Genomic DNA, 24,537 nt, shown 5'->3' on the forward strand with positions numbered 1-24,537 from the left:
CGTGCGCTGCATCTGACAAGAGAGATAACAAGATGAAAATCACCAAACTGACCACGTTTATCGTTCCGCCGCGCTGGTGCTTCCTCAAGGTTGAAACCGACGAAGGTGTCACTGGCTGGGGCGAACCCGTGGTCGAAGGTCGGGCCCACACCGTGGCGGCGGCCGTCGAGGAACTGTCCGACTACTTGATCGGCAAAGACCCACGCAACATCGAAGACATCTGGACCGTGCTCTATCGCGGCGGCTTCTACCGCGGCGGGGCGATCCACATGAGTGCCCTGGCCGGTATCGACCAGGCGTTGTGGGACATCAAGGGCAAGGCCCTGGGGGTATCGGTCAGCGATTTGCTCGGTGGCCAGGTGCGCGACAAGATCCGTGTGTATTCGTGGATCGGCGGCGACCGGCCTGCGGACACCGCTCGCGCGGCGAAAGAGGCGGTGGGGCGGGGGTTCACGGCCGTGAAAATGAACGGCACCGAAGAGCTGCAATTTCTCGATACGTTTGAAAAGGTCGACCTGGCCCTGGCCAACGTCGCGGCGGTGCGGGACGCGGTGGGGCCGAACGTCGGCATTGGCGTGGACTTCCACGGTCGGGTGCACAAGCCGATGGCCAAGGTGCTGATGAAGGAACTCGACCCCTACAAACTGATGTTCATCGAAGAGCCCGTGCTCAGCGAAAACTACGAAGCCCTCAAGGAACTGGCGCCGCTGACCAGCACCCCGATTGCCCTGGGCGAGCGGTTGTTCTCGCGCTGGGACTTCAAGCGTGTCCTCAGCGAAGGTTACGTGGACATCATCCAACCGGATGCGTCCCACGCCGGCGGCATCACCGAAACCCGCAAGATCGCCAACATGGCCGAGGCCTACGACGTGGCGCTGGCCCTGCACTGCCCACTGGGCCCGATCGCCCTGGCGGCGTGCCTGCAACTGGATGCGGTCTGCTACAACGCGTTCATCCAGGAGCAGAGCCTGGGCATCCACTACAACGAGAGCAACGACCTGCTGGATTACATCAAGGATCCACAGGTGTTCGACTACGACAAAGGCTTCGTGAAGATCCCCAACGGCCCGGGCCTGGGCATCGAGATCAACGAGGAATACGTCATCGAACGCGCAGCCATCGGCCATCGCTGGCGCAACCCGATCTGGCGCCATGCCGATGGTAGTTTTGCCGAGTGGTGAGTGCTCTGACTCACTCGGTTTAAATGTGGGGGCGGGCTTGCTCGCGAAGACGGTGTGTCAGTAATACATCCGCTAACGGACACACCCCCTTCGCGAGCAAGCCCGCTCCCACACTCGATCTCCTTAAACAGGGAGATCTCCAGCAATGCGCCCGTTACCTCAATAAACATAAAAAGAGGCACCTCACATGCAAGCGCACACCCTGAGCGCGCAAGCGTCGTTGGTGACGCCCAGCCGCAAGCGTTTTTTCATCATGGTCCTGCTGTTCATCACCGTGGTGATCAATTACCTGGACCGCAGTAACCTCTCGATTGCCGCCCCCGCATTGACCAGCGACCTGGGCATCGATCCGATCCACGTCGGGCTGATTTTCTCGGCGTTCGGCTGGACCTACGCGGCCATGCAGATTCCTGGTGGCTGGCTGGTGGACCGGGTGCCGCCGCGCATTCTTTACAGCGTGGCGCTGCTGTTGTGGTCGGTGGCCACGGTGATGTTGGGTTTTGCGGCCAGTTTCATCGCGCTATTCGTGCTGCGCATGGCGGTCGGGGCCCTGGAAGCGCCGGCTTATCCGATCAACAGCCGCGTGGTCACCACCTGGTTCCCTGAACGTGAACGGGCCACGGCCATCGGTTTCTACACCTCCGGACAGTTCGTCGGGTTGGCCTTCCTGACGCCGGTATTGGCCTGGCTGCAACATGCGTTCGGCTGGCACATGGTGTTTGTCGCCACGGGCGCAGTGGGCATTATCTGGGCGTTGATCTGGTACGCGGTGTATCGCGAGCCACGGGATTTCAAAGGCGCCAACGCCGCTGAAATCGAACTGATCCGCGAAGGCGGTGGGTTGGTGGATATCCAGGCCGATACCGCTAAGGCCAAGGCGAAATTCAGCTGGGCCGACCTGGGCATCGTCCTGACCCAACGCAAGTTGTGGGGCATTTACCTGGGGCAGTTTTGCCTCAACTCCACGCTGTGGTTTTTCCTGACCTGGTTCCCGACCTACCTGGTGAAATATCGCGGCATGGACTTCATCAAGTCCGGCCTGCTGGCGTCGTTGCCGTTCCTTGCGGCGTTTGTCGGCGTGCTGTGTTCCGGGTTCTTTTCCGACTGGCTGATCCGTCGCGGCACCAGCGTGGGGTTCGCGCGCAAGCTGCCGATCATTGGTGGGTTGCTGATCTCTACGTCGATCATCGGCGCCAACTTTGTCGAATCGACGCCGCTGGTCATCGCCTTCCTGGCCCTGGCGTTCTTCGGCAACGGCCTGGCGTCGATCACCTGGTCACTGGTCTCGACACTGGCGCCGGCGCGATTGCTCGGGTTGACCGGCGGGGTGTTCAACTTCATCGGTAACCTGGCGGCCATCGCCACGCCTATCGTCATCGGCTTTCTCGCCAGCGGTGATTCGTTTGCCCCTGCCATCACCTACATCGCTGTACTGGCATTGATTGGCGCGCTGTCCTACATCCTGCTGGTGGGGAAGGTCGAGCGCATCGAGTTGTAGTCCGACGGGGCGGGCGACCATAATGCCGCCCGTTCCCCGCTCACTGTTGAAGGCCGGATATGCAGCAAGACGATCCAAAAATCACCAAGGACGCCGCGCCTACGGGCACGCAGACATTGCTGCGTGGCCTGGGCGTGGTCCAGGCGGTCGCCAGCGGCGCCCGTGACTTGAAGGAAATCGCCCGGCTGATCGGCACCACCCGCAGCACCACCCATCGCCTGGCCAGTTGCCTGGTGGACGAACGTTACCTGCGCGTGGTGCCGCAAGTGGGCTACCTGCTGGGGCCGAAATTGATCGAATTGGGTTTCCAGGCCCGGGAAGAACTGCCACTGGTGAGCCTGGCGGGGCCGTACCTGGACGAGTTGTCGGCGCTCACCGGCGACACGGTTCACCTGGCGATTCGCGAGGGCGACGAGGTCTTGTACCTGCTGAAGAATCCGGGGCGCAACGGCCCGGAGATGCGCTCGCGCGTAGGTCACCGCATGCCGTTGGCGCGCACCGGGATCGGCAAGGCGCTGATGCTCGATGACACGCAGGAACAATGGAAGCGGCTGTACGAAATCAGCCTGCCGGCCGGCGGGAAAAATCAGTTCTGGCCCCAGCATCAGGAGCAATCCTGGGAGCAGTTCCAGCAACGGATGGTGGAGTACGTGGCGGGGGGCTATGCCTTCGACCTGGAAGACAACGAACCGTCGATTCGTTGCGTGGCGGCGCCGATCCGTGACGCCGGCAAGCGCATTGTCGCCGGTATCAGTATCGCCAGCACCGTGCCGTACATGCCGCTGGAAAAAATGGCCGAGCTGATTCCCCTGGTCAAAGGGGTCACAGCCCGGCTGTCGGCGGAGCTGGGTGCCAAGGTCTGACGAAGGTCAGGCCTTGAGGGTCGCCATGTCGATGACGAAGCGGTACTTCACATCCCCGGCGATCATGCGGCTGTAGGCCTCGTTGATCTGGCGAATGTCGAGCATTTCAATGTCGCAGCTGATGTTGTGTTCGGCGCAGAAATCCAGCACTTCCTGGGTTTCGGCAATACCGCCGATCAACGAACCGGCCAGGACCCGACGGCCCATGATCAGTTTTGCGGCATGGACCGGCGGATCAATCGGTTCGACCAGACCTACCAGGATATGCACACCGTCGAAACGCAAGGTGTCGAGGTAGGGGTTGAGGTCGTGTTGCACCGGAATGGTGTCCAGCAGGAAGTTGAAGCGTCCGGCGGCAGCGGCCATCTGCTCGGCGTCGGTGGACACGATCACGTGGTCCGCACCTTGGCGACGGGCTTCTTCAGCCTTGCTCGCCGAGCGGGTGAACAACGTCACTTCCGCGCCCATGGCCTTGGCGAACTTGATGCCCATGTGCCCGAGGCCGCCCATACCCAGCACGCCAACCTTGTCGCCAGCCTTCACGCCATAGTGCTTGAGGGGCGAGTAAGTGGTAATGCCGGCGCAGAGAATCGGCGCGGCGCCGGCCGGGTCGAGGGTATCCGGGATGCGCAGCACGAAGTGCTCGCTGACCACGATGCTGTTGGAGTAACCGCCCATGGTGTGGCCGCCGCTGATACGGTCCGGGCTGGCGTAGGTCTGTGTCATGCCCTGGTAGCAGTATTGCTCCAGATCAGCGCGACAGGCTTCGCACTCGCGGCAGGAGTCGACCATGCAGCCAACGCCCACCAGGTCGCCGACCTTATAACGGGTGACATTCGCACCGACGGCGGTGACTTTGCCTACAATCTCATGGCCGGGCATCAGCGGATAAACGGCGATACCCCATTCATTGCGGGCCTGGTGGATGTCGGAATGACAGACGCCGCAGTAGAGAATATCGATCGCCACATCGTCCTCTCGTGGGCTACGGCGTTCGAACTTCATGGGGGCGAGGGGAGTGGTGGCCGACTGGGCGGCATATCCGATGGCTGTGTACATGATGGACCTCGCTAAGCAGTGAACGGTGAGGGGTTCATTCTGGGAGTCCTGGCGGCCGGCGGCGATGGCGATTCCTCCGCCTGTCATGCCTAATCCTCCGGTCTTGGCCAGGATCTGATCCTATGTGGCAACAGACCTGCGATGATGGTTTCATCCCTTTTTTCGTGAAGTTTTCGCCCATGTTGTTGACCCGCCATCTCGATGCCAACGCCACGCTGGTTTCATTGATAGAACCCTTGGCGACCCGCGACGGTTTCGTCCCGACGCCTCTGCCCGGCGTGCATACGCTTCGGGCCAGCCAGGACGTTGCGCGTGGCCCGCAGCTCTACGAACCGAGTCTGGTGATCATTGCCCAGGGTAGCAAACTGGCGTACCTGGGGCCTCGCACGCTGGAATATGGCGCCGGGCATTATCTGATCCAGGCCTTGCCGGTGCCGTTCGAATGCGAAACCTACGCCATGCCCAATGCTCCACTGCTTGGGGTTTCCGTTGCGATCGATCGGGCGATGCTGGGGGAACTGGTGCTGGCCATGGGGCTGGTACCGGGTCGGAACCTGGCGCCGCAGACGCCGGAATCGATGACCTGCGCCGTGCTCGATGACGCCATGCGCGGGTGTGTCGAACGTTTGTTGCGCTGTTTGCACGATCCGTTGGAGTGCCAGGTCATGGGCCAGGCGCGGCTGCGGGAGTTGCTGTTCGTCGCGTTGCGCGGGCCCCAGGCCGATGTGTTGCGGGCGCTGGTGGAGCAGCAAGGCCAGTTCGCCCGGATCGCGGCATCCTTGAGCCATTTGCACGCGCACTTCACCGAGCCGCTGAACGTCGAGACATTGGCCAGTTGCGCGAACATGAGCGCTTCGACCTTTCATGAGCATTTCAAGCGCAGCACCTTGCTCTCGCCGGTGCAGTACCTCAAGCGCTTGCGCCTGCTCAAGGCCCAGCGGCTGCTGCTCATCGAAGGCATGGGCGTGGCCCAGGTGGCGCACCAGGTGGGCTATCAGAGCCCGTCGCAGTTCAGTCGGGAGTACAAGCGCTACTTCGAACGCAACCCTGGGGAGGAGCGCGTGGCGTGATCCAGCGCAAATCCCTCTGTGGGAGCGGGCTTGCTCGCGAAAGCGGCGTATCTGCCAGTATTTTTGTCGACTGACACGCTGCTTTCGCGAGCAAGCCGGCTCCCACATTTGGACTGCAGTGTTTCTTGAATTGCAGGCAACAAAAAGGCCCCCATTGCGGGAGCCTTGTGGTTCAGCGAATCGGCTTACATGTTCGGGTAAGTCGGCCCACCGGCGCCTTCCGGGGAAACCCAGGTGATGTTCTGCGCAGGGTCCTTGATGTCGCAGGTCTTGCAGTGCACACAGTTCTGGGCGTTGATCTGGAAGCGCTTCTCGCCGTCTTCCTTGGTTACCACTTCATACACGCCGGCCGGGCAGTAGCGCTGTGCCGGTTCGTCGTACAGCGGCAGGTTCTTGCTGATCGGAATGCTCGGATCGGTCAGCTTCAGGTGGCAGGGCTGTTCTTCTTCATGGTTGGTACCGGAGATGAACACCGAGCTGAGTTTGTCGAAGCTGATCTTGCCGTCCGGTTTCGGGTAGTCGATCTTCTTGCAATCGGCCGCCAGCTTGAGGCAGGCATAGTCGGGCTTGGTATCGTGCAGGGTGAACGGCATTTTGCCGCCGAAGATGTTCTGGTCGAGCCAGTTGAAGCCACCGCCGATGATCGCGCCGTATTTGTGAATCGCCGGGCCGAAGTTGCGGCTGGCGAACAGTTCTTCATACAGCCAGCTGTTCTTGAAGCTGTCGACGTAGGCGGTCAGTTCGTCACCGCCTTCGGACTCGGCAAACAGGCGATCGGCCACGGCGTCGGCGGCGAGCATGCCGGACTTCATGGCGGTGTGGCTGCCCTTGATCTTGGCGAAGTTCAGCGTGCCGAGGTCGCAACCGATCAGCGCGCCGCCCTTGAAGACCATTTTCGGCAGCGAATTCAGGCCGCCCTTGCAAATGGCGCGAGCACCGTAGCTGACGCGCTTGCCACCTTCCAGGTACTGCTTGAGCACTGGGTGATGCTTGAGGCGCTGGAATTCGTCGAATGGCGACAGGAAGGTGTTGCTGTAGGACAGGTCAACGATCAGGCCGACCACCACCTGGTTGTTTTCCAGGTGATAGAGGAACGAACCGCCGGTGTTCTCGGTGCCCATGATGTCCAGCGGCCAACCGGCGGTGTGTACCACCAGGCCCGGTTGATGCTTGGCCGGGTCGATTTCCCAGATTTCCTTCAGGCCGATACCGTAGTGCTGGGCGTCGGCATCGCTGTCGAGGTTGAAGCGCTTGATCAGTTGCTTGCCGATGTGACCACGGCAGCCTTCGGCGAACAGCGTGTACTTGCCACGCAGTTCCATGCCCGGGGTGTAGAGACCTTCCTTCGGGTGGCCTTCACGGTCGACACCCAGGTCGCCGGTGATGATCCCACGGACCACGCCGTTCTCGTCGAACAGCGCTTCCTGGGCGGCGAAGCCCGGGTAGATCTCCACGCCCAGGTTCTCGGCCTGCTGGGCCAGCCAGCGGCACAGGTTGCCCAGGGAAATAATATAGTTGCCTTCGTTGTGCATGGTCTTGGGCACAAAGAAGTCAGGGATTTTCTGCGCGGACTCGGCGTTTTTCAGGACATAAATGTCATCGCGCTTGACCGGTGTGTTCAGCGGTGCGCCGAGTTCTTTCCAATCCGGGAACAGTTCGTTCAGGGCGCGGGGTTCGAACACCGCGCCGGAGAGGATGTGCGCACCGACTTCGGAGCCTTTTTCGACCACGCAGACGCTGATTTCCTTACCGGCTTCGGCGGCCTTCTGTTTCAGTCGGCAAGCGGCAGACAGGCCAGCGGGGCCGGCACCGACGATGACCACGTCGAATTCCATGTATTCGCGTTCCACAGGCTATCTCCTACTCAAGGCTCTACAGTTTTTTCTAATTGGAGGTTTGGCGTTGCGTCCGTTGTTTCCTTCGCGAAAAGCGACGAAAGCGACAATGGATGAGACGCGGGTCTCTCTTAAGCGGCGCATTATATCTACACCACTCTCAGGGTCCAATACAAACGTTTGTTTGAAATTGCCGCAGGCCAGATAAATCACTGACGTACGGCTTATGACTGACCATTTTGCCGTATTGACCGGAATAGGTGTTCCGGTCAAGATACGGGCGGTTTTGCGCTCGCCGTAGGCTGACTGTTGGTTTCAAGAGCACCTCTAAAGACAGGGCGAAGGCAGCACAAAGTGACGTATTGCGCGGTTCGGACGCGCAGTTTACACGCCGCGATAATGAATGACTCATCAGTCATCACTGACGAATGGTCTTCACTCCCGTGAGCAGGGTCATGTGTGGTTCATGCCGGCGTTTTTAGAGGTGCCCTTGCGCCCATGAGCATCAACCGCCAGGTTCGCCTAGGCGACTTTTTTTCACCGGAGAGTAACGAGGAATCCATGAAGGTTCTTGTAGCTGTCAAACGAGTGGTCGACTATAACGTCAAGGTTCGCGTCAAGGCGGACAACTCCGGCGTCGACCTCGCCAACGTCAAGATGTCGATGAACCCTTTCTGCGAAATCGCCGTGGAAGAAGCCGTACGCCTGAAAGAAAAAGGCGTGGCGACTGAGATCGTCGTCGTCTCCATCGGCCCGACCACTGCCCAGGAACAACTGCGCACCGCGCTGGCACTGGGTGCCGATCGCGCCATCCTCGTCGAATCCGCCGAAGACCTGACTTCCCTGGCCGTGGCCAAGCTGCTCAAGGCCGTTGTCGACAAGGAACAGCCATCGCTGGTGATCCTCGGCAAACAAGCCATCGACAGCGACAACAACCAGACCGGCCAGATGCTCGCGGCATTGAGCGGCTACGGTCAGGGTACCTTCGCTTCGAAAGTCGAAGTGTCCGGCGACAGCGTTGCCGTGACCCGCGAAATCGACGGCGGCGCGCAGACCGTTTCCCTGAAACTGCCTGCCATCGTCACCACCGACCTGCGTTTGAACGAGCCGCGCTATGCGTCGCTGCCAAACATCATGAAAGCCAAGAAGAAGCCGCTTGAAGTGCTGACTCCTGACGCTTTGGGCGTTTCCACCGCCTCCACCAACAAGACCGTAAAAGTCGAAGCGCCGGCTGCACGCAGCGCGGGTATCAAGGTCAAGTCGGTGGCTGAACTGGTCGAGAAACTGAAAAACGAAGCGAAGGTAATCTGATCATGACTATCTTGGTAATCGCCGAACACGATAACAAGGTGCTGGCTCCGGCCACGCTGAACACCGTTGCTGCCGCTGCCAAAATCGGTGGCGATATCCACGTCCTGGTAGCCGGGCAGGGCGCTGGCGCCGTTGCCGAAGCTGCCGCCAAAATCACTGGCGTGGCCAAAGTGCTGGCGGCCGACAACGCTGCCTACGCGCATCAACTGCCGGAAAACGTTGCTCCGCTGGTTGCCGAGCTGGGCAAGGGCTACAGCCACATCCTGGCGGCCGCCACTTCCAACGGCAAGAACATCCTGCCGCGCGTTGCCGCGGCCCTGGATGTCGACCAGATCTCCGAGATCATCTCGGTGGAAAGCGCCGACACCTTCAAGCGTCCGATCTACGCTGGTAACGCCATTGCCACCGTGCAATCGAACGCTGCGGTCAAGGTCATCACCGTGCGTGCCACCGGTTTCGACCCGGTTGCCGCCGAAGGTGGCTCGGCTGCCGTTGAAGCCGTAGGCGCCGCCCACGACGCCGGCATCTCCAGTTTCGTCAACGAAGAACTGGCCAAGTCCGATCGTCCTGAGCTGACCGCTGCCAAGATCGTCGTTTCCGGCGGGCGTGGCATGCAGAACGGTGACAACTTCAAGCACCTGTATGCCCTGGCCGACAAGCTGGGCGCTGCCGTTGGCGCTTCGCGCGCGGCGGTTGACGCCGGTTTCGTACCCAACGACATGCAGGTCGGCCAGACCGGCAAGATCGTTGCGCCACAGCTGTACATCGCCGTCGGTATCTCCGGCGCGATCCAGCACCTGGCCGGCATGAAAGACTCCAAGGTGATCGTTGCGATCAACAAGGATGAAGAAGCGCCGATCTTCCAGGTGGCCGACTATGGCCTGGTAGCGGACTTGTTCGAAGCCATCCCAGAGCTGGAGAAGCTGGTCTAATCCGGCGTCTTCACTTATAAAGAGCCCGGCCCTTTGGCCGGGTTTTTTTATTTCTGCATCAGAGGAGCGTATCGCCATGGATCTGCGCCGTTTGGCCGGCTGGTCGTTGCTGTGGACGTTGGCGCTGGTGCCAGGCCTGTCTGTTGCCGCGGGCAAATGTGAGCGACTGATCGCCACCGGCAGCCCGGATGCGCCGCCCTATCTGTGGCAAGACCCCCAGGACCCCAAGCACTTGATTGGCGCCGGCGCCGACCTGCTGGCACACGTGGCGCAAGAGTTGGGGATCAAGATCGAACTGTTGTATGCCGGCAAGCGCGCCCAGGCATTGGACGAAGTGCGCAGTGGACGCATGGACCTGCTCACCGACGCTCCGCTGACCGCTACCGGGCTTGAAGTGCTGGACTACGTTCATCCGCCCTTGCTCGAAAACGATTACCTGGTCTGGACCCGCAAGGACTCGACGCTGGTCATCAACCAGCCCGAGGATCTTCATGGTCATCCCGGAGCCTTGTCGGAAAAGGCGCGTATGACCCAGGGATTCGGCATCTTTGCCGAGCAGAAATTGTCCTTGGTGCGCACGCCAAACCTGACCCAGGCCTTTCAGAAACTTCTGCTGGGCGAGGTGGAATATGTCCTGGCGGGGCGCTACTCGGGCCTGGCAATGGCGCAGACACTGGGGATGGCCAACGACCTGCAAGCCGCACCGCAACCGGTGGATAAACCCGGGCTGTTCCTGGCGATTTCCCATAACTCCGCCTGCAATGACCCATGGTTACGCGGACAGCTGGCGCAAAAGATGACAGAATTGGCCGCGTCCGGCCTGACGGAGGCTGTGTTGCAGCGCAATCTCGAGCGTTGGAGAACACAGTTGCAGCCACCTGTCAGTGCCCCAAAACAGTAGGGAACATTAGTGACTATTCGACCTCTTTTCGCTGCCCTGGCCGTTCTGGCTCTGGCGGGCTGCGCAGCCGATCCGGCGCCGAATGAACAGATCCGCCTGACCGAACAGGCACTGGAGCAAGCCCGGGCCGTGGGCGCCAATGCCGACGAAGTGCCCGAGTTGAAACTGGCCGAGGAAAAATTCGCTCGGGCCAAATCCAACATGGCCGACGAATCCTACAAGAAGGCGCGCATGCGGGCCGAACAGGCCGAACTGGACGCCCGCCTGGCCGAAGCGAAGGTGCTGACCCTCAAGAGCCAGGAGCAACTGAACGTGCTCGACACCCGCATCAAGCGCTTGCGCAAACAGTTGAGGGAGGATGCCCAATGAAGCACTCCCACGTATTGGGCGGTCTGGTCCTCGCAGGCCTGGCCAGCTTGTATGGCTGCGCCGGCCAGCGCAGCGAAGCGGCACTCGAGCAGGCCAGCGCCGACTTCCAGAAGGTCAAGGAAGACGCCAACGTATTGCGCGCCGCGCCCCGGGACGTGATCCGCGCTGGCGAATCCCTTGCCCGTGCGGATCGTTTGTCCACCTACTGGGGCAGCGGTGAGGATGTGCAGCATTACGCTTACCTGAGCCAGCGCTACAGTGCGATCGCCCGGGAGCACAGCGACCAGGTGCTCAACGAAGAGCGCGCGGCGAAGCTCGAACTGGAGCGCCAGCGCCTGCAATTGGCCTTGCGTGAATCCAAGTTGCTGAGCGTGCAGCAGCAGGGCAAATGGCTTGAAGAGCAGATCATGGCGATGGCGACCACCCAGACCGATCGCGGCTTGGTGATGACCCTGGGTGACGTGCTGTTCGATACCGGCGAAGCGGAGCTGAAGAACTCGGCCAACCGCGTCGTGCTCAAGATCGTGCAGTTCTTGCAGCTCAATCCCAAACGTGTGGTGCGTATCGAGGGATACACCGACAGCACCGGCGGCAAGCAGGAAAACCTCAAGCTGTCTCGTGATCGCGCTCAGGCGGTGGCGGATGTGCTGGTGGACCTGGGGATAGATGAAAAGCGCATCCAGGTCGAAGGTTACGGTGATCAATACCCGGTGGACGTCAACGCTTCCGAGCGTGGCCGGGCACAGAACCGTCGCGTTGAAATTGTGTTCTCCGACGAAAAAGGCCAGCTCGGCGCCGCCCGCTGAGGGCTGCGTCACTGGAAAACCCGGCCCCTTCAATGGCGCCGGGTTTTTTTGCGCTCGCAGATTGTCTGTAGGGGTACAGTTAGAGCTGTCACTCCACTGTGCTGTCGAGTAATCTGGCAACTGTCCCAGTACACTTCTAAACTGTTCCGGTATCGTTTCCGACAAGAATAAAATGCCCGTGAAATCGAGTGCTGCGTCATGACCAACCTTCTGCTCTATCAACGTATTGCTCAACAGCTGGCTGAAGACATCCGGCGCGGTGTGTATCAACCCGGCGAACGTGTGCCGTCTGTGCGCAAGATGAGCTCGCAGCTCAACGTCAGCCATGCCACGGTGCTGCAAGCCTACGCGAACCTTGAAGACCAAGGGCTGATTCGCGCGCGGCCGCAGTCGGGCTACTACGTGCACCAGACACCGGCCCTGACGGCGTCGACGCCGGATATTGCCCGGGTAGAGCGTCCGGGGCTGGTGACGCGCAGCAGCATCATCCAGCAAGTGTTGGTCGAGTCACGCCGCGAAGGCGTGTTTCCCCTGGGCGCGGCGGTACCGAGCGTCGACTATCTGCCTGTGCGGGCCTTGCATCAGCAACTGGCCAAGGTCACGCGTTTCCACAGCCCGCGGGCGTTCAGCTACATGTTCAGCCCGGGCTTCGAGCCGTTGCGGCGTCAGGTGGCGATTCGCATGCGCGATGCGGGCGTGGTGGTGGACCCTTCCGAGGTGGTGATTACCCACGGTTGTGTCGATGCGCTGCAGATGTCCCTGCGGGTGCTGACGCGACCAGGGGACTTGATCGCCGCCGAGTCGCCGACTTACTACGGCTTGCTGCAACTGGCGGATCTGTTGGGCCTCAAGGTTATCGAGATCCCCAGCGACCCGGTCACCGGCATGAGCCTGGAAGCCTTGCAGTTGGCGGCTAACCAGTGGTCGATCAAGGCGCTGGTGCTGACCACGCGCCTGAGCAATCCCCTGGGCGGCACCATGCCGGAGGAGCGGCAAAAGCAGCTGCTGCGCCTGGCGTCGGACTTCGATATCCAGATCGTCGAGGACGATATCTACGGCGAGTTGATGTTCGAGCAGGGGCGCACCAAAGCCCTCAAGGCCTACGACCGACTGGACCGGGTCATCTACTGTTCGAGTTTCTCCAAGACGTTGTCGCCAGGTGTGCGCATCGGCTGGATGATTGGCGGGAAATTCCAGCAGGAAATCCAGCGGCTCCAGACCTTCAGCACTCACTCGGCGTGTAGCGTTACGCAGATGGGCATTGCCGCGTACCTGGAGAACGGCGGCTATGACCGGCACTTGCGCTATATCCGCCAGGAGTACCGCAAGAACCTCAGTGCCTTTCAACTGGCGGTGCAACAGTACTTCCCCGAAGGTACGCAGATGAGCCGTCCCGGGGGGGGCTTTATCCTGTGGGTCAGCCTGCCGGGGCGGGTCAATACCCAGGAGTTGCATGTGCGGGCGTTGCAACAGGGCATCAGTATCGCGCCAGGGCTGATTTTCAGTAACACCGAACAGTTCAATCACTGCATCCGCTTGAACTGCGGCACACCCTGGAACCGTGAGGCGGAGCGGGCCTTGATGACTCTCGGGCTGTTGGCCACTCAATTGTGCCAAGAGACGGCCAACGGATTTCTTTAGGTGTCAGCGACTTAGTTCGATGTGCTTGTCAGCGCCTCATTATCAGGCGAGCATGAGGGTCTCTGCCGTCAGTGCCGTTGTGTCTATGAAAACCATTGTTCCTGCTGCCTGGGTTTTGATTGGCCTGTTGAGTGCCTTCCAAATGGGAGGCGTCGTCGCGGCAGCGCCGGCGCAGGAAAAACCGGTCGCCAGTGCCACGAAGGATGCACCGAAAAAAACCGCGGTGGCCAAGAAGCCTTCCGCGAAGAAGGCGGCACCCGCGAAGAAAAAGCGCGCGCCCATCGCCTCCAAGAGCAAATCTGCCCATGAGGTCGCCAAGACCCCATTGCCGCCAGCCAAGCTGGATCTGAGCCTGCCCCATGACATGGTCGAGGCACTGCAGCCACCGGGTAAGGTGACGGTGCCCAAGCGTGAACCACTGTTGCCGTCCATGTTTGGCGACAAACCCGGACCGTTCCAGCTCAATGGCCGCCTGTTAAGCAATGAAATGCAGCTGCCACTGCGCAACCAGGAGCGCAATGAGGTGGAAGGCGCAGCACTGGATTTCGAATTCAAGCGATAGACCTTCGACAGCACGCAGCTCGACGCTGACCGTCCAGTCATATCGCCGATCGCAAAAAAACACCCGGACGGTAATTTAAAACGAGTGTTTTAGTCGTTACTCTGTGTTTCGTTACCAACCATTACCTGTCGTGAGGATGTTGTCGTCATGAAATGCCGTGAAGGCTGTGGCGCCTGTTGCATCGCCCCTTCCATCAGCTCACCTATTCCTGGCATGCCTCAAGGCAAACCGGCGGGAGAACGTTGCGTGCAATTGTCGGTCGATAACCTGTGCCGGATCTTCGGCCAGCCGGAGCGTCCGGCAGTGTGCTCGGCGTTCGAAGCCGACATCGAGGTTTGCGGCAGCAGCAATGAAGAGGCCATCCGGCTGATCGGTTGGTGGGAACAAGTCACGGCAGCGTAATGAGTCAATGAACAGATCCGAAATGAACGAACTTGGACAATAAGGAAAAAACTATGGGTTCGCTGCATCGTATGGCTGTGTTGTGTGGGTTGACCGTATTGCTGGCAACGGCCACGGCTCAGGCAGAGGACTGGCAGGTTGCCAAGGAGAAGGACGGTATCAAGGTTTCCCTCAGTGAGGTGGCCGGCTCCAAATATAAGGCTTACCGTGGTGTGACGGTCATGAAGACCAGCGTTGCAAAGCTGCGTGCCTTGCAGGAAGACGTCTCCGGCGCCTGCGCCTGGATTCACGAATGCAAGAGCCAGAAGCTGCTCAAGCACGAAGATAGCAAGAGCTGGACCTACACCCAGTTCAACACGCCATGGCCGGTAACGCCCCGTGACTCGGTGCTGGAAGTCACCACCGTGGATGGTGCCGATGGCAGCCTGACCCGCAAGCTCAAGGGCGTGCCCAAGTACCTGCCTGAGGAAAAGGGCTTCGTACGGGTGGCCCAGGTCGATGGTTTCTGGAAGTTCACGCCAAAGGGCGCGGGCCAGGTCGAAGTCGTTTATCAGGTCCACACCGAGCCGGGTGGTGACGTGCCGTCCTGGCTGGCGAACAAATTCGTGGTGGACGCGCCGTTCAACACCCTGGAAGCCCTGAAGAAACTTGCCGAAAACTGATCGGCCAATGCTGCACAAAAGAGACCGCCCCCGAGGCGGTCTTTTCATGTGTGCCGTCCAGAGGCCCAGCGGAACGATTGGCCGGCCCTCAAGGTCGAGATAAAGGTAAGCCAGGTCCTGAATTGATCAAGGAGACACTGATGCAAAAGTGGGAAATTACTTTCATTAACGATCACGGTGAAAAAACCATCGAGCAGTTCGACTATGACCAGAAGCCCACCATGGAGCAGGCCGCCCAACTGATTCGCGAAAGGTTGCTACCGGTGCTCGAGCGACTGGACCTCAACGACTTGGAGGACCGCACCGAAGACCCTACAGTCAAGAATCTCAAGTCCCAAAACAGCATCGAAATCCTCAGCATTACACCGATTTCATGAAACGTTGCCTGGTCTCGCTTGGCAGTGGCCATCACTTGCGGCTACTCTGCAATTGAGATCAGCGAAAGGATCGCCAAGGTCCGGTCTTGTCAGCTACATGCTTGTGTCCCGACGGCCGTTTGATGCCGTACCGCTTGCAGTCTTAAGGCTTCACGCACGGGAAGACGGAAAGTCTATCCATCGGTTTTAGGAGGACGTTTCATGAGCACAGCCTATCAAGAAGACATCAGCACCAGCGTATTGCGCCGCATGAAAGAAGGCGGTTTCGATTTTTCCCGATTCCATCCCATCGAGTTCTACGCCATTTTCCCGGACGAGGAGCGGGCGCGCAGGGCGGCAGGTCATTTTCGGGGAGAATCGCTGAACGCGCAGATCAGTGCACGGGACGACGGGGCTTGGTCGTTGGAACTGAGTCGGGTGATGTACGCCACTTACGATGACATTGGCGACTTCGAGCAAGACTTCGAGGCAGTCGTCGAACCCTTGGGTGGTGTTATCGAGGGCTGGGGTGTCAAGCAAGAGATCCGACGCTTGCAGGCCTGACAAATACACTCAATGCAACCACAGCAACGGCTGACCTTTGTGTCGGCCGTTTTCATGTGGAAACGATTTATATCTGACCCCACCTTCCATCACTTCTCCAGGTTTTGTACCTAACTGTATCCAGATCAAGCCGCTTCGTTTTTCCGTGACTATGCTCAGGGGAGCGACGCCCCCTGCGTCGCAATGAAGCGGGGGCAGCGGGGTGGGGGTATTTGCTGCACTAGAAAAGTGCGCGGTCTGTCAGTGGAGAATCCAACCCGTTGATCATAAAGCGTTTATGCCGATGGCACGGGGCTTGCGAAGCCTTGCTGCCAGGGTGACAAGGAGCACGGCATGATCCGCAGTGGTTTTGATGAAATGTACGATGCCAACGGCCAGGTCCGCCCGCACTACCAGGCTTTTGCCCGCTGGCTGGCTGAAACGCCTGACGAGCTGCTGGCACAACGCAGACGCGAAGCCGACCTGCTGTTTCATCGTGCCGGCATTACTTTCACGCTCTACGGGGACGAGCAGGGAACAGAGCGCCTGATCCCTTTCGACACGATCCCGCGCAGCATCCCGGCCAGCGAATGGCGGGTGGTCGAACGTGGCTGTATCCAGCGGGTCAAGGCGCTGAACATGTTCCTGGCCGACCTCTATCACGAACAACGGATCATCCGGGCCGGGATCATTCCCGCCGAACAGGTACTGGCCAACGAGCAGTACCAACTGGCGATGCAAGGGCTGGACCTGCACCGTGACATCTATGCCCACATTTGTGGTGTCGATCTGGTGCGCGATGGTGACGGCACGTACTACGTACTCGAGGACAACCTTCGTACGCCCAGCGGTGTCAGCTACATGCTCGAAGACCGCAAGATGATGATGCGCCTGTTCCCCGAGCTGTTCGCCGCCCAGCGCATCGCTCCCATCGACCATTATCCGAACCTGCTGCTCGACACCCTGAAAAGCTCCAGTCCGCTGGATGATCCCAGCGTCGTGGTGCTCACCCCGGGACGTTTCAACAGTGCGTTCTTCGAGCACGCCTTCCTGGCCCGGGAGATGGGCGTGGAACTGGTAGAAGGCGCCGATCTGTTCGTACGGGACGACAAAGTGTTCATGCGCACCACCGACGGCCCGAAAGCGGTGGATGTGATCTACCGTCGCCTCGACGACGCCTTCCTTGATCCACTGGCCTTCAACCCGGATTCGATGCTCGGCGTACCGGGCCTGTTGTCCTCCTACCGTTCCGGCAACGTCGTGCTGGCCAACGCCATTGGCACGGGTGTGGCGGACGACAAGTCGGTGTACCCGTTCGTCACCGACATGATCCGCTTTTACCTGGACGAGGAGCCGATCCTGAAGAACGTTCCTACATGGCAATGTCGTAATCCTGCCGAGCTTTCCCACGTGCTGGCGAATCTTCCCGATCTGGTGGTCAAGGAAACCCAGGGCTCTGGCGGTTACGGAATGCTGGTGGGACCGGCCTCGACGGCGGCGCAAATCGAAGCCTTTGGCGAGCGAATCAAGGCCAAGCCGCACGCCTACATCGCCCAGCCGACGCTGTCGCTTTCGACGTGCCCGACCTTTGTCGAAAACGGCATCGCCCCGCGTCACATCGACTTGCGTCCGTTTGTGCTGGCCGGCCGGGAGACCCGCGTGGTCCCTGGCGGGCTGACGCGAGTGGCGTTGCGCGAAGGCTCCCTGGTGGTGAACTCATCCCAGGGCGGGGGTACCAAGGACACCTGGGTGGTCGAGGATTGAGGAGCTGCCATGCTAAGTAGAACCGCCTCGGACCTGTACTGGATGTCGCGCTACCTGGAGCGTGCGGAAAACCTCGCGCGGATGCTCGACGTCAGCTATTCGTTGTCGCTGATGCCCCAGGACGGGCGTGGAGATGGCCTGCACGAGTTGGCCATGCCATTGCTGATCACCGGCACGCTGGATGATTATCGGGAGCGACACGGCGATCTGCACGCCGAGCGCCTGCTGCATTTCTTTGCCCTCGACGCGGCCAATCCAGCCAGCATCTACAGTTGCCTCGGCTCCGCGCGAGCCAGTGCCCATGCGGTACGTGGGCGAATCACTGCCGACATGTGGGAAAACATCAACGCCACCTGGCTGGAAATTCGTGGTATTGCCGAGCAAGGCTTGAATCGCTACGGCATGAGCCGTTTCTGCGAGTGGATCAAGGAGCGCTCCCACCTGTTTCGCGGCGCAACCTACGGCACCATCATGCGCAACGATGCATTCAGGTTCATTCGCCTGGGGACTTTCATCGAAAGGGCTGACAACACCTTGCGCTTGCTCGATGCCCGTTACGAAATGGCCGGTGACCAGGCCGACGCGGTCAGCGATGGCACGGCCCACGCGTATTACCAATGGAGCGCCTTGTTGCGGGCCTTGTCGTCCTTCGAGGCCTATACCGAGATCTACCGCGAGGCCCCGGGCGCTCGCCATGTGGCTGAGTTGCTGCTGTTGCGCGCCGACGTGCCGCGTTCGCTGCGCGCCTGTACCGAAGAAATCAACCAGATCCTCGCGAGCCTGCCGGGCACCAACGGCCGGCAGGCACAACGGCTGGCGGCGGAAATGGACGCACGCCTGCGCTACACCGGTATCAACGAAATCCTCGACGGGGGCCTGCATGCCTGGCTCACCGAATTCATCCCACTGGTCCGTGAACTGGGCAATGCCATCCACAGTTCCTACCTGGAGGTCATATGAGACTCTCGATCAGCCACGAAACGGCCTACCACTACGAAGATCAGGTTCGCGCCAGCATCCAGTACCTGCGCCTGACGCCCCACGACAGCGAACGCCAGCATGTGCTGAGCTGGCAGCTCGATTTACCACGGCCGGTGCGGGCGCAACTGGATCCGTTCGGCAACATCCTTCACGTGCTGACCCTGGACGAGCCCCACGAAACGGTCATCATTGGTGCCCGCGGACAGGTGGATATCGACCCGTCTCGCGAAGCCGAGCACGAGAGCCAGTCAGCGCTGCCGTTCCTGCGCTTCACTCGGCTGACCGAGGCGGACGAGGCCCTTCGCGCTTTCGCCGACCAGCACTGCCAGCAACGTCGCGATCGCACGGCGCTGATCGACCTGATGCACGGGCTGAACCAGCACATGATCTACACCCCGGGCACTACGGCAGTCGAAACCAGCGCGGCCCAGGCTTTTGCCGGGCGTAGCGGGGTGTGCCAGGATCACACCCACGCATTCCTGGCCTGCGCTCGTAGCCTGGGAGTGCCGGCGCGGTATGTGTCGGGGTATCTGTTCAGCGAAGAGAGCGAGCACCTGGCAAGCCATGCCTGGGCAGAAGCCTGGCTTGACGACGCCTGGTACAGTTTCGACGTGACCAACCAGCTGGCCCGTCCGGAGCGACACCTGAAGCTGGCCGTGGGCCTGGACTACCTGGACGCTTGCCCGGTGCGTGGCATGCGTCGCGGCGGCGGTTATGAGCAGATGCACGCCAAGCTGGTCGTGACACCGGCGCCGGTGATCACCGTGCAACAACAATAACCGCTTGGTGAGCGAGCTTTTGTGGCGAGGGGATTTATCCCCGCTGGGCTGCGTAGCAGCCCTAAAGCAGTGAACTCAATCTTGCTGGCACACCGAGTTGTCTGGTTTGGGGGCCGCTTCGCAGCCCAACGAGGTAATCCCCTCGCCACAAAAAAAGCAATCTTACGGGGCCAATGGCTGCTTGCGCCCCGCCATATGCTTCAAATAACCCACCAGCAAATCCAGCTCTGAATCCGGCAGCACCGCTGCCGAGAACCCGGGCATCTTGCCCTGAGGCCAGTGACGCAGGCCTTGCGGGTCGCGAATGTAGCGTTTGAGGAAATCCCCGGAGAAGTACTCGGTTGGATTGAAGGGGATGTTCAGGTCCGGGCCGAACTGTGCGTCGCCCGCGCCGTTGAGTCGATGGCACGCCAGGCAGTTTTTCTGGAACAGTTCGAAACCTTTGTTGATCGGGTCGTCCTTGGCCAGGTTGGGCGCCGGCAGCAGGGCCGGGAAGCGGTCGGCCACGGCCGATAGGCGTTTGATGGTCGCCACTGCGTAGGGCCATTGTTCCGGGCTGATATGGCCAGCCTGCGGATCGGTCCAGACCAGGTAGAAAGGCCCGGCGCTGTGCTTGCCTTCCGCCAACGGTAGCCAGGGCTTGGCCGGGTCCTCGATCGCCAGCCAGGCCCGAGCCCCGCTCTTGTTGAGTAACGGCGCCGCGGGCATTTCGGCAGCGAAGCCATCCAGGGCAACGGCTTGCAGATGATCGTCCGCTTGAACGCCCGTCAATAACGTCGTCAGCGGCACGGCTCGATAACTCATGGGTTTCTTGTAGGAAACGTCATCTGTGATCCGGACCGTTTGAGCGTCCGGGTGCTTGAGCAGTTCTTCGGTTTGCCAGGTGCGCGAGCCCGCGCCCAACTCCAGCACCAGTTGCGCGGCGTAAAGGGGCGTGCTGAACAGCAACGCCCCGAACACGATGAGAGCTTTCAAGTCGATCGCCTTCCATGTCGAGGGGGTGCCGCAAAGGTTGGCACAGCCATCGCAACTCGAACAGCGACCCCGTCACATTTTTTTGGCGATACAGCTAATGGATGATGCAGATGCCTGCGCTCAGGATTCAGCCAATCACCTTGGTGATATTCGGCAAAATCAACAGCAGCGTCGTGGCGAAGAGAATGAGTCCGGCTTGGCGAACTTTCGAATGTTTGAACATGGCTGACCCGCCTTTATTGTTATTTCCTAAAAGCCAGCCTGCATATCCGTGGCGACTGGCGTTGCACTTCCTGTCCGACAAGCGCCTCGGCAAAACCCGACGACTTTCTTGTACAAGGATTACATTAGGGGCCGCGGCGGCCTTGGCTTAGATCCAATTCGTATCAGTTTGGTGCGCATTGCTCTAAAAGAGCTATGAGGCCTATTGCCATCTTCCTGCCGGCCCTTTTGCTAGACAGCTTGCCTTCCTGAATCGGTTAACCCGATAGCTCGCTACCGTTCGTCTGAGCGTGGCCGTCAACGCCATTGAGCGCTGTGGTCATTGAATCCGGCGCCGCTGGGCTTATGGTTGAGGGCATCGCATTACGCCCGTGGTTTCGAGGATGTCATGACCCAAGCTTTGATTTTCGACGCATTACGCACGCCCCGCGGCAAGGGCAAGGCCGATGGCGCCTTGCACAGCGTCAAGCCGGTGAACCTGATGGGGGGCTTGCTTGGCGCCTTGCAGCAGCGCATGGACCTGGACACCAGCCAGGTCGACGACATCGTGCTTGGGTGCGTGACACCAGTGGGCGAGCAGGGGGCTGATATCGCCAAGACCGCTGCATTGGTGGCTAATTGGGATGTCAGTGTGGCGGGGGTGCAACTCAATCGGTTTTGCGCCTCGGGCCTGGAGGCGGTGAACCTGGCGGCCATGAAGGTGCGTTCCGGGTTCGAAGACCTGGTGGTGGCGGGCGGTGTCGAATCCATGTCCCGGGTGCCCATGGGCAGCGATGGCGGCGCATGGGCGTTGGACCCGCAGTCCAACCTGCACGGTCACTTCATTCCCCAGGGCATCGGCGCCGACCTGATCGCCACCCTGGAAGGCTTCAGCCGCGAGGATGTCGACCGCTACGCGCTGCACTCCCAGCAAAAAGCGGCGCGCGCCCGAGCCGACGGCTCGTTCGCTAAATCCCTGGTCGCCGTACGGGACCAGAATGGCATCGTGCTGCTGGACCACGACGAATTCATTCGCGCCGACTCCACCCTAGAAGGCTTGGGCAAGCTCAAGCCGAGTTTCGAAACCATGGGCCAAATGGGCTTCGATGGTACGGCGCTGCGGGTCTATAGCCATGTCGAACGGATCAATCATGTGCACACGCCAGGCAACAGTTCCGGCATCGTCGACGGTGCGGCGCTGATGCTGATCGGTTCCGAAGCCAAGGGGCGCGCCATGGGCCTGCAACCCCGGGCACGGATCGTCGCCACGGCCGTCACCAGCACCGACCCGACCATCATGCTCACCGGCCCGGCGCCGGCCACCCGCAAGGCCCTGGCCAAGGCCGGGCTGCGGGTCGAGGACATCGACCTGTTCGAAGTCAACGAAGCCTTCGCCTCGGTGGTGCTCAAGTTCATCAAGGACATGGCCATCGACCCCGCCAAGGTCAACGTCAACGGTGGCTCCATCGCCCTGGGACATCCCTTGGGTGCCACGGGCTGCGCGATCCTTGGCACGTTGCTCGACGAGTTGGAAGCGCGTCGCCTGCGCTATGGCCTGGCGACCCTCTGTGTCGGCGGCGGCATGGGCATTGCCACCGTCATCGAACGCCTCTGAGCCCCGACTTCAAGGAACACTTATTCATGACCGATGCCATCCGTTACGAAATCGGCCAGGACCGGATCGTCATCCTGACCCTGGACATGCCGGGCCAGAGCGCCAACACCATGAACGCGGTGTACCGTGAGGCCATGGCCGCCTGCGTCGCCCGTTTGCAGGCAGAAAAGGATTCGATTGCCGGTGTGATCATCACCTCGGCCAAGCACACTTTCTTCGCGGGCGGCGACCTCAACGAACTGGTCAAGGTCGACAAGTCCGAGGCCAAGGCTTTCTACGACATGGTCCTGTTGCTCAAGGCGCAATTGCGTGCCTTGGAAACCTTGGGCAAGCCCGTGGTGGCGGCCATCAATGGCGCTGCCCTCGGCGGTGGTTGGGAAATCTGCCTGGCCTGCCATCGTCGTGTGGCGCTGGACCTGCCATCGGTGCAGCTCGGTTTGCCGGAGGTCACTCTTGGCCTGTTGCCGGGCGGCGGTGGGGTGGTGCGGATGGTGCGCCTGCTCGGTTTGGAAAAGGCCTTGCCGTATCTGCTCGAGGGTAAAAAGGTCAATGCGCAACAAGCGCTGCAGGCCGGTTTGATCGATGAGCTGGCCAAGGATCGTGATGAACTGCTGGCCAAGTCCCGGGCCTGGATTCTTGCCAACCCCAGCGTCGTGCAGCCCTGGGATGCAAAGGGCTATCGACTGCCGGGCGGCACGCCATCCGACCCGAAAGTCGGGCAAATGTTGGCGATCGCCCCCTCGATCCTGCGCAACAAGACCCAGGGCTGTTTGCCGGCGCCGGAGAAAATCCTCTGCGCAGCGGTGGAGGGCGCCCAGGTTGATTTCGATACCGCGCAACTGATCGAAACCCGCTACTTCACCGAACTGACCACCGGCCAGGTGGCGAAGAACCTGATCGGCACCTTCTGGTTCCAGCTCAACGAGATCAAGGCCGGACGTTCTCGCCCACAGGGTTTTGCGCCTTATCTGACGAAAAAAGTCGGCGTGCTTGGCGCGGGCATGATGGGGGCGGGTATCGCCTATGTCAGCGCCGTGGCCGGCGTTGCCGTGGTACTCAAGGATGTCGACCTGGCAGCCGCCGAAAAGGGCAAGGCTCGCTCGGCGGCGTTGCTGGATAAACAAGTCGCCCGTGGCCGACTCACCGCCGAGCAGCGCGAAGCCACGCTGGCGCGGATTCACACCACCGACAGCGACATGGACCTGGCCGGTTGCGACCTGATCATCGAAGCGGTGTTTGAAGATCGCGCCCTGAAAGCCAGCGTGTCGGCCGCCGCCCAGGCAGTGGCAGGACAGGATGCGGTGATCGCCTCCAACACCTCGACCTTGCCGATCACCGGCCTGGCCATGGCCGTGCCTGACCCGACGAAGTTCATCGGCCTGCACTTTTTCAGCCCGGTGGAAAAAATGCCCCTGGTGGAGATCATCAAGGGCCCGCGCACCAGTGACGCGACCCTGGCCCGGGGTTTTGATTTTGTCCTGCAGATCAACAAGACGCCGATTGTGGTCAACGACAGTCGCGGTTTCTTTACGTCCCGGGTATTCGGCACCTTTACCAATGAAGGGATCGCCATGCTCGGCGAGGGCGTGAGCGCGCCGATGATCGAGACCGAAGCGCGCAAGGCCGGGATGCCGGTCGGGCCACTGGCGATCTCTGACGAAGTTTCCCTCAGCCTGATGAGCCATATCCGCGCGCAAACCGCCAAGGACCTGCGCGCAGAAGGGAAAACGCCGATAGAGCATCCGGCGTTCGCCGTGATTGACTTGCTGCTCAACGAATACAAACGCCCCGGCAAGGCCGCTGGCGCCGGTTTCTATGATTATCCGGCCAATGGGCAAAAGTACTTGTGGCCGCTGCTCAAGAGCCGCTTCGAGAAAGCCGGTGGGCAGATTTCCCCGCAGGATATCCGTGATCGCCTGCTGTTCATCCAGGCCCTGGAAACCGTGCGCTGCGTGGAGGAGGGCGTGCTGACGTCGACGGCCGATGCCAACGTCGGCTCGATCTTCGGCATCGGCTTCGCGGCCTGGACCGGCGGTGCGCTGCAATTCATCAATCAATACGGCTTGCAGGACTTTGTCGGCCGCGCCCAGTATCTGGCCGAGCAATACGGCGAGCGCTTCTCACCGCCGGCCCTATTGTTGGAGAAAGCCGCCAGGCATGAACTTTTCTAACAGACCCGGGCAGGGGCTTGCCTTGGAACCGTGTTTCAGGGCAGGCTCTGGGGTGTGCAA

At 60.7% G+C, this 24,537-nt stretch carries 23 protein-coding genes; 20 read left to right on the plus strand and 3 right to left on the minus strand.

All coding sequences use genetic code 11. The features are described 5' to 3' along the window. Nucleotides 1-32: 32 nt before the first annotated feature. From dgoD to AC30D9_RS22665, 3 genes are all read left to right on the plus strand, one after another. Nucleotides 33-1,181 (plus strand): galactonate dehydratase, encoded by a 1,149-nt coding sequence (gene dgoD / locus AC30D9_RS22655; protein WP_186707213.1) that lies wholly within the window; start codon nucleotides 33-35, stop codon nucleotides 1,179-1,181. A 187-nt stretch (nucleotides 1,182-1,368) separates the two neighbouring features. After that, complete coding sequence (locus AC30D9_RS22660) at nucleotides 1,369-2,679, plus strand: MFS transporter (RefSeq protein ID WP_134925234.1); 1,311 nt, start codon at nucleotides 1,369-1,371, stop codon at nucleotides 2,677-2,679. A 59-nt stretch (nucleotides 2,680-2,738) separates the two neighbouring features. Next, nucleotides 2,739-3,542 carry an IclR family transcriptional regulator gene (locus tag AC30D9_RS22665; protein WP_058544290.1) on the plus strand — a complete coding sequence of 268 codons (804 nt, stop codon included), beginning with the start codon at nucleotides 2,739-2,741 and terminating at the stop codon, nucleotides 3,540-3,542. Between the two features lie 6 nt (nucleotides 3,543-3,548). Here the strand turns inward: AC30D9_RS22665 and AC30D9_RS22670 are convergent, their stop codons facing one another. After that, on the minus strand, nucleotides 3,549-4,601 hold the full coding sequence (locus AC30D9_RS22670) for an NAD(P)-dependent alcohol dehydrogenase (RefSeq protein WP_134925233.1): 1,053 nt from the start codon (nucleotides 4,599-4,601) through the stop codon (nucleotides 3,549-3,551). Nucleotides 4,602-4,780: 179 nt separating this feature from the next. Between AC30D9_RS22670 and AC30D9_RS22675 the strand changes: the two genes are divergently transcribed. Next, nucleotides 4,781-5,671 carry an AraC family transcriptional regulator gene (locus AC30D9_RS22675; RefSeq protein ID WP_134926676.1) on the plus strand — a complete coding sequence of 297 codons (891 nt, stop codon included), beginning with the start codon at nucleotides 4,781-4,783 and terminating at the stop codon, nucleotides 5,669-5,671. Nucleotides 5,672-5,856: 185 nt separating this feature from the next. Here the strand turns inward: AC30D9_RS22675 and AC30D9_RS22680 are convergent, their stop codons facing one another. Next, entirely contained in the window at nucleotides 5,857-7,521 is a 1,665-nt protein-coding gene (locus AC30D9_RS22680; protein WP_134925232.1) for an electron transfer flavoprotein-ubiquinone oxidoreductase, read from the minus strand. A gap of 546 nt (nucleotides 7,522-8,067) precedes the next feature. On the opposite strand from AC30D9_RS22680, the gene AC30D9_RS22685 reads away from it, so the two are divergent. From AC30D9_RS22685 to AC30D9_RS22750, 14 genes are all read left to right on the plus strand, one after another. Further along, nucleotides 8,068-8,817 carry an electron transfer flavoprotein subunit beta/FixA family protein gene (locus tag AC30D9_RS22685; RefSeq protein WP_003179445.1) on the plus strand — a complete coding sequence of 250 codons (750 nt, stop codon included), beginning with the start codon at nucleotides 8,068-8,070 and terminating at the stop codon, nucleotides 8,815-8,817. A gap of 2 nt (nucleotides 8,818-8,819) precedes the next feature. After that, the gene (locus AC30D9_RS22690; RefSeq protein WP_490144874.1) at nucleotides 8,820-9,749 is read left to right on the plus strand and encodes an electron transfer flavoprotein subunit alpha/FixB family protein; all 930 of its coding nucleotides are present in this window, start codon (nucleotides 8,820-8,822) and stop codon (nucleotides 9,747-9,749) included. 76 nt (nucleotides 9,750-9,825) lie between these two features. Then, a complete protein-coding gene (locus AC30D9_RS22695; RefSeq protein WP_490144875.1) occupies nucleotides 9,826-10,650 on the plus strand; it encodes a substrate-binding periplasmic protein in 825 nt (274 codons plus the stop codon). Between the two features lie 9 nt (nucleotides 10,651-10,659). Continuing rightward, nucleotides 10,660-11,019, plus strand: coding sequence for a DUF4398 domain-containing protein (locus AC30D9_RS22700; protein ID WP_042732091.1), 360 nt, complete (start codon nucleotides 10,660-10,662; stop codon nucleotides 11,017-11,019). Next, complete coding sequence (locus AC30D9_RS22705) at nucleotides 11,016-11,825, plus strand: OmpA family protein (protein ID WP_134925229.1); 810 nt, start codon at nucleotides 11,016-11,018, stop codon at nucleotides 11,823-11,825. Before AC30D9_RS22700 ends, AC30D9_RS22705 begins: the two co-directional genes overlap by 4 nt. A gap of 198 nt (nucleotides 11,826-12,023) precedes the next feature. After that, nucleotides 12,024-13,466, plus strand: coding sequence for an aminotransferase-like domain-containing protein (locus tag AC30D9_RS22710; RefSeq protein WP_307573906.1), 1,443 nt, complete (start codon nucleotides 12,024-12,026; stop codon nucleotides 13,464-13,466). A gap of 85 nt (nucleotides 13,467-13,551) precedes the next feature. Further along, entirely contained in the window at nucleotides 13,552-14,028 is a 477-nt protein-coding gene (locus AC30D9_RS22715) for a translation initiation factor 2 (RefSeq protein WP_490144876.1), read from the plus strand. A gap of 147 nt (nucleotides 14,029-14,175) precedes the next feature. Beyond that, nucleotides 14,176-14,430 (plus strand): YkgJ family cysteine cluster protein, encoded by a 255-nt coding sequence (locus AC30D9_RS22720; protein WP_109754356.1) that lies wholly within the window; start codon nucleotides 14,176-14,178, stop codon nucleotides 14,428-14,430. 53 nt (nucleotides 14,431-14,483) lie between these two features. After that, nucleotides 14,484-15,092, plus strand: a complete 609-nt coding sequence (locus AC30D9_RS22725) for an START domain-containing protein (RefSeq protein ID WP_490144877.1) — start codon at nucleotides 14,484-14,486, stop codon at nucleotides 15,090-15,092. Between the two features lie 140 nt (nucleotides 15,093-15,232). Continuing rightward, entirely contained in the window at nucleotides 15,233-15,469 is a 237-nt protein-coding gene (locus AC30D9_RS22730; protein WP_307573901.1) for a hypothetical protein, read from the plus strand. A gap of 201 nt (nucleotides 15,470-15,670) precedes the next feature. Beyond that, complete coding sequence (locus AC30D9_RS22735; protein WP_003179463.1) at nucleotides 15,671-16,012, plus strand: ribonuclease E inhibitor RraB; 342 nt, start codon at nucleotides 15,671-15,673, stop codon at nucleotides 16,010-16,012. A 333-nt stretch (nucleotides 16,013-16,345) separates the two neighbouring features. Further along, complete coding sequence (locus AC30D9_RS22740; protein WP_134925225.1) at nucleotides 16,346-17,755, plus strand: circularly permuted type 2 ATP-grasp protein; 1,410 nt, start codon at nucleotides 16,346-16,348, stop codon at nucleotides 17,753-17,755. A 9-nt stretch (nucleotides 17,756-17,764) separates the two neighbouring features. Continuing rightward, complete coding sequence (locus tag AC30D9_RS22745; RefSeq protein WP_134925224.1) at nucleotides 17,765-18,715, plus strand: alpha-E domain-containing protein; 951 nt, start codon at nucleotides 17,765-17,767, stop codon at nucleotides 18,713-18,715. Beyond that, on the plus strand, nucleotides 18,712-19,515 hold the full coding sequence (locus tag AC30D9_RS22750) for a transglutaminase family protein (protein WP_134925223.1): 804 nt from the start codon (nucleotides 18,712-18,714) through the stop codon (nucleotides 19,513-19,515). The genes AC30D9_RS22745 and AC30D9_RS22750 overlap by 4 nt, the downstream gene beginning before the upstream one ends. A gap of 162 nt (nucleotides 19,516-19,677) precedes the next feature. On the opposite strand, the gene AC30D9_RS22755 is transcribed toward AC30D9_RS22750, so the two are convergent. After that, complete coding sequence (locus AC30D9_RS22755; protein WP_490144878.1) at nucleotides 19,678-20,490, minus strand: c-type cytochrome; 813 nt, start codon at nucleotides 20,488-20,490, stop codon at nucleotides 19,678-19,680. A gap of 610 nt (nucleotides 20,491-21,100) precedes the next feature. Here AC30D9_RS22755 and AC30D9_RS22760 point away from each other — a divergent pair. Together AC30D9_RS22760 and AC30D9_RS22765 are read left to right on the plus strand one after the other, a co-directional pair. Beyond that, nucleotides 21,101-22,306 (plus strand): acetyl-CoA C-acetyltransferase, encoded by a 1,206-nt coding sequence (locus tag AC30D9_RS22760; RefSeq protein ID WP_134925221.1) that lies wholly within the window; start codon nucleotides 21,101-21,103, stop codon nucleotides 22,304-22,306. Nucleotides 22,307-22,332: 26 nt separating this feature from the next. After that, nucleotides 22,333-24,477, plus strand: coding sequence for a 3-hydroxyacyl-CoA dehydrogenase NAD-binding domain-containing protein (locus AC30D9_RS22765; protein WP_490144879.1), 2,145 nt, complete (start codon nucleotides 22,333-22,335; stop codon nucleotides 24,475-24,477). Nucleotides 24,478-24,537: the final 60 nt, after the last annotated feature.

Source organism: Pseudomonas sp. DF11 (assembly GCF_058148565.1).